Below are 1,429 nucleotides of genomic sequence, written 5' to 3' on the forward strand. Positions count from 1 at the left end.
CACCCCACCAGGCAGAGGGCGCGCCGCGTTCCTTCGTCCCCGGGCGCTCGCTCCCCGGCCGGGGACGTTCTCAGTTCCCCGAGCGACGGCTCACTGGGTCGATAATCACGGCGTCGAGTTCCGTGGCTGCGGCACGGAGGCCGCAGCAGGTCACACGCCGAAGAAGGTCCGACACAGCCACGGCATCGAGCTCCGTGGCCGCGAGCCGAAGCTCGCGGCAGGTCACGCGCCGTGACCGGTTAGATAACCCCGGTCGTCTCCGCCACTTCCCGCGCCGCCTTCTCGGTGATCCCGTCGCCCAGCACCGTGTAGCGGTCGCGGATCTCGTGGGCGGTCGTGAGCGCCTCCAGCAGTTCGTCGTCGCTCAGCCCCAGATCGGCGGCGGTCGTCGGCGCGTCGAGGCTCTCCAGCGCCTCGTGGATGTCCTGCCACAGCCCGTCGGGACCGTCGTGGAGGTACGCCGTCATGATCGAGCCGACGCCGACCTGGTGGCCGTGGAGTGCCCGTCCCGGCGCGATCCGGTCGAGCTGGTGGGAGAACAGGTGCTCCGCGCCCGAGGCGGGCCGGGAGGAGCCCGCGATCGACATCGCCACGCCCGAGGAGACCAGCGCCTTCACCACGATCCACGCCGACTCCTCCAGCCCCGGCCGGATCAGGTCGGCGTTGTCGACCAGCATCTCCGCGGTCATCCGGGCGAGCGCGCCGCCGTACTCCGAGTACTCCACGCCCTTGAGCCGCCGGGCGAGCTGCCAGTCCGCGACCGCGGTGTAGTTCGAGATGATGTCCGCACAGCCGGCGGTCGTGAGCTCCCACGGCGCGTCGGCGATCACGTCGGTGTCGGCGACGACTGCCAGCGGCGGCTCGGCGGCGACGGAGTGGCGCGTGTCGCCTTCCGGGATCGACCCGCGACCGGAGACGATGCCGTCGTGGCTCGCAGCCGTGGGGACGGAGACGAACCCCACGTCGAGCTCGTCGCTGGCCATCTTCGCGGTGTCGATCGGTTTGCCGCCGCCGAGGCCGACGAGGTAGCCGGCGTCGACCTCGCGGGCGGCGTCGATCACGTTCTGGACCTGCTCGAACCCCGCCTCGGCGACGATCACCGTCTCCGCGCCGGAGAGCTGCTCGCGGACGCGGTCGCCGACGATCTGGTTCGGCGAGGGGCTGGTGACGATCAGCGGCGTCCCGGAGAGGTAGAGCTCCCCGACTGCGTCGCCGAGGTCGTCGAGGGCCCCGTGGCCGACGACGACGTTCCGGGGGAGCCGGATCCACGTCGATTTGTCGAACATGCTCCGGTGGTCGGGTGCGGCGGTGAAAAACGGTTCGTCAGTCGACGCCCGCTCAGGCCAGCGTACGCCACGCCTCGAACAGGAAGCTGACGCCGAAGCCGGCGAGCACGAGCGCGCTGACGGCCGCGACCGCGGGCGCGAAC

1 protein-coding gene and 1 pseudogene are annotated in these 1,429 nt (G+C 71.4%); both read right to left on the reverse strand.

What is annotated here, in order from left to right:
• Window positions 1–239: 239 nt before the first annotated feature.
• A complete protein-coding gene (locus ACFR9S_RS11130) occupies window positions 240–1,286 on the reverse strand; it encodes an NAD(P)-dependent glycerol-1-phosphate dehydrogenase (protein ID WP_379818667.1) in 1,047 nt (348 codons plus the stop codon).
• A 52-nt stretch (window positions 1,287–1,338) separates the two neighbouring features.
• Window positions 1,339–1,429: pseudogene (locus tag ACFR9S_RS11135) on the reverse strand (LysE family translocator); the annotation flags it as partial.

The sequence above is a fragment of the Halolamina salina genome (genome assembly GCF_042678005.1).
GTDB lineage: Archaea > Halobacteriota > Halobacteria > Halobacteriales > Haloferacaceae > Halolamina > Halolamina salina.

Bases quoted from the DNA above. Each gene is read 5' to 3' on its own strand.
- ACFR9S_RS11130 (WP_379818667.1), bottom strand. From the start codon at position 1,286: ATGTTCGACAAATCGACGTGGATCCGGCTCCCCCGGAACGTCGTCGTC.